Raw genomic sequence first — 2940 nt, 5'->3', positions numbered from 1 at the left:
GTCAAAACGCGACAGATTGCTGGAAGCCTCAGCCGGTGCCAGGACGTAATAGGTACTGACCGCATGAGGGTTATTTGGCAGGCGAATGGATTGAATGAAAGCGCCCTGTTTGGCTAACTGATCTATCCCCGCCTGCACGGCGGTAGCCACTTCCGGATCCAGTCCCTCGCCAAAAAACTCTTCGGGCACGCCGACGCGCAATCCCTGCAGAGGACGATCCAGTCCACGCAGAAAATCACTGGCAGCCGCCGGGTGGCTGGTAGAATCCCGAGGATCATGGGCCACCATGGCATTCAGCAGCAAAGCACAATCCTCGGCGGAACGCGCCATCGCCCCCCCCTGATCGAGACTTGATGCGAACGCAATCATGCCATACCGGGAAACCCGTCCGTAGGTAGGTTTAATCCCGGTAATACCGCAAAGTGCAGCCGGTTGACGAATAGAGCCGCCGGTATCTGTGCCCGTAGCCACCGGCACTAGACCTGCTGCTACCGCCGCTGCCGAACCACCGGAAGAACCTCCGGGTACCATTTCCGTATTCCAGGGATTACGGACAGGTCCAAAATAACTGGTTTCGTTGGAAGAGCCCATGGCAAATTCATCCATGTTAAGCTTACCCAGCATGACCATGCCTTCTGCGTCCAGACGCTCCACGACAGTGGCACTATAAGGAGCGACAAAGTTTTTCAGCATTTTCGAACCACAAGTAGTCGGCACATCTGCCGTACAAAAAATATCCTTATGGGCGATGGGCAAACCCAGCAGCGTTCCGCTTTCGCCTTTTGCCAAACGGTCATCAGCCCGAGCGGCAGATTCCAGGGCAGCAGCCTCGGTCACGGTTATGAAAGCGTTCAGTTCCGAGTTTAAGCCATGGATACGCTTGAGCAGGGTTTGCGTCAACTCTTGCGCAGAGAAATCCCGTTTTTGCAGACCCTCGCGGAGTTGCCGCAGGGAAAAATCGTGGAGGTCCAAATGCTGCTCCTGTTATTCGATAACTTTGGGGACGAGAAAAAGCCCGTGCTCAGTGGCCGGAGCACTGGCCATCAGGCGTTGGCGTTCATCATGATTGGAAACCTGATCCGGGCGCAGTGGCTGTTCCAGATCCAGAGGATGGGCCATGGGTAAAATCCCCTCTGTGGGTATGGCACTCAACTCCTCAACGAGCGACATGATTTTTTCCAGTTGACTGGCCACTGCCGGCACTTCTTCCTGGGGTAGGGCCAGACGGGCCAGATGAGCCGTACGGCGCACTGCATCCTGATCAAAAGCCATATTTAATGCTTTCCTTTCGTGTTGGTGCTGGATTCATTGCTGGCGGGAGACGTTCCAGCAGGCGGAGGTAAAGATAGACCTTCGAGCAACTGACTTTTACTGACTACCCCGCCACTGATCAAATACTGTTCATGCTGTTCCCAGGCATTGCGCATAAACTGATAAGGATTCACAGCCTCCTGAACCATGCGGATTTTCGGACCATCCACATAGCCCGTATTAATCACCCCCATGCCACTCAAGGCATATTGGGCAGGGGTACTGGTGAGATAATATGCGGGGCCGGTAAACATGACCATGGCGAGACCCGGCAAACTCCGCAACGAACTAGGTCCATAAAAGGGTAATACCAGATAGGGTCCCTGTGGTACGCCCCAGACTCCAAGCGTCACCCCCAGACTATTGTCGTGCATGGGTAAATCCAGTTTGTCAGCCACATCAATCAAACCACCTACACCGAATAGGGAGTTGACCAGAAAACGGCTCATATCCTCCATACCCTGTTGTACCCGACCTTGCAAAAAATCGTTGATAAAAATGTAAGGCATGCCCACGTTGGAAAAAACGTTACTGACGCCCTCGCGGACAAAACCCGGTGTCACCGCTTTGTAGCCCGTAGATACCGGCTCAAGCACATAATCGTAAAGTCCCATGTTCACATGGAACATAGTATGGTTGAAGGTTTGCAAAGGCGGTCGACCGGATCCCGATGTGCCGGAGCCGGGACCATCCACTGTAGCGCAGCCTGATAGCGCCAGCACGGAACTGGCGAAAATGCCACCAAGCAACCAACGCCAGCGAAGCATCAATTTTTACCACTCGCATAATGAGCAGTTTGCGCTTTCAAATGCGCAATCAAGGCCGGGAACCCCTTGGTTTTAATGGTTTCGTCATATTCAGAACGTTTCAGAGACAAATCACTGACCCCGTCGGCAACCACATTCACAATACGCCACTGTCCATCCTGTTGCTGGAGCAGGTAATCAAAACGATGGACCTTGCCATTGCGCATGGTCAAGGTGCTGAATACGCCCTCAGTTCCGGGCTGCATGGTTTCGCTGTTGACGACCGCAAAATGTTCGCCCTGATAATTATCAAAACGAGCCGCATATGTGGCTGCAGTATAGTCCGCCAACACGCTTACAAATTCTTTCTGTTGCGCAGTGGTCAGTTTGGACCAGTGGCTGCCCAGAGTCAGACTGGCAATCCGGTCAAAATCATACACTTTCCGGACTACAGGAGACACCACGGCATATCGACCCTGATAACCCATTTTGCTGCCACCCTGCATGGCTTTCAATAAGGCTGCATCGAGGGTGTCAATAGTGGCTTTTGGTGTCAGGACCTTGGCTTGCGCGGTAGCTGGAGCAGGTGCTGCAACAGCTGCTCCAGCTGAAATCATTGGCGACATGGACAAAGCCGCTGCGACAGCAAGCAACATGGCATTTCTCATAAGCATAAAATCTCCCTGTTAGCCCTTTTTGGACGGCCAATCGCTTACTAACGTTCAACCCGTAATGGAAAAACCGGATGGTCGGATCCCTGTGAAGGGGGAGTGGTTGGCATATCCGGAGCCATAGGGCCTTCCGTACGCGGCCCACGCAAGGCTACTTTAAGCGCCCGCAGGGGGTGCGCAAACGTGTCATTGACCGCTGTCGGCTCAAAACC

4 protein-coding genes are annotated in these 2940 nt (G+C 53.5%); all 4 read right to left on the bottom strand.

What is annotated here, in order from left to right; all coding sequences use genetic code 11:
* Positions 1 to 972: amidase (locus tag AC2VLY_RS00190; RefSeq protein ID WP_486921572.1), on the bottom strand; the 972-nt coding region annotated here is incomplete at its 3' end.
* Between the two features lie 12 nt (positions 973 to 984).
* Complete coding sequence (gene gatC / locus AC2VLY_RS00185) at positions 985 to 1272, bottom strand: Asp-tRNA(Asn)/Glu-tRNA(Gln) amidotransferase subunit GatC (RefSeq protein ID WP_010636853.1); 288 nt, start codon at positions 1270 to 1272, stop codon at positions 985 to 987.
* 2 nt (positions 1273 to 1274) lie between these two features.
* On the bottom strand, positions 1275 to 2078 hold the full coding sequence (locus AC2VLY_RS00180) for an MlaA family lipoprotein (protein ID WP_193639830.1): 804 nt from the start codon (positions 2076 to 2078) through the stop codon (positions 1275 to 1277).
* Positions 2078 to 2731 (bottom strand): ABC transporter substrate-binding protein, encoded by a 654-nt coding sequence (locus tag AC2VLY_RS00175; protein WP_486921571.1) that lies wholly within the window; start codon positions 2729 to 2731, stop codon positions 2078 to 2080. Before AC2VLY_RS00175 ends, AC2VLY_RS00180 begins: the two co-directional genes overlap by 1 nt.
* Between the last annotated feature and the right edge of the window lie 209 nt (positions 2732 to 2940).

It is taken from the genome of Acidithiobacillus sp. TH-A36 (genome assembly GCF_057473445.1).
This window is presented reverse-complemented; position numbering and strand designations above follow the sequence as displayed.

Coding starts and splice junctions, on each gene's coding strand:
- AC2VLY_RS00175 (WP_486921571.1), bottom strand. CDS start 2,731: ATGCTTATGAGAAATGCCATGTTGCTTGCTGTCGCAGCGGCTTTGTCC.
- gatC (WP_010636853.1), bottom strand. CDS start 1,272: ATGGCTTTTGATCAGGATGCAGTGCGCCGTACGGCTCATCTGGCCCGT.
- AC2VLY_RS00180 (WP_193639830.1), bottom strand. CDS start 2,078: ATGCTTCGCTGGCGTTGGTTGCTTGGTGGCATTTTCGCCAGTTCCGTG.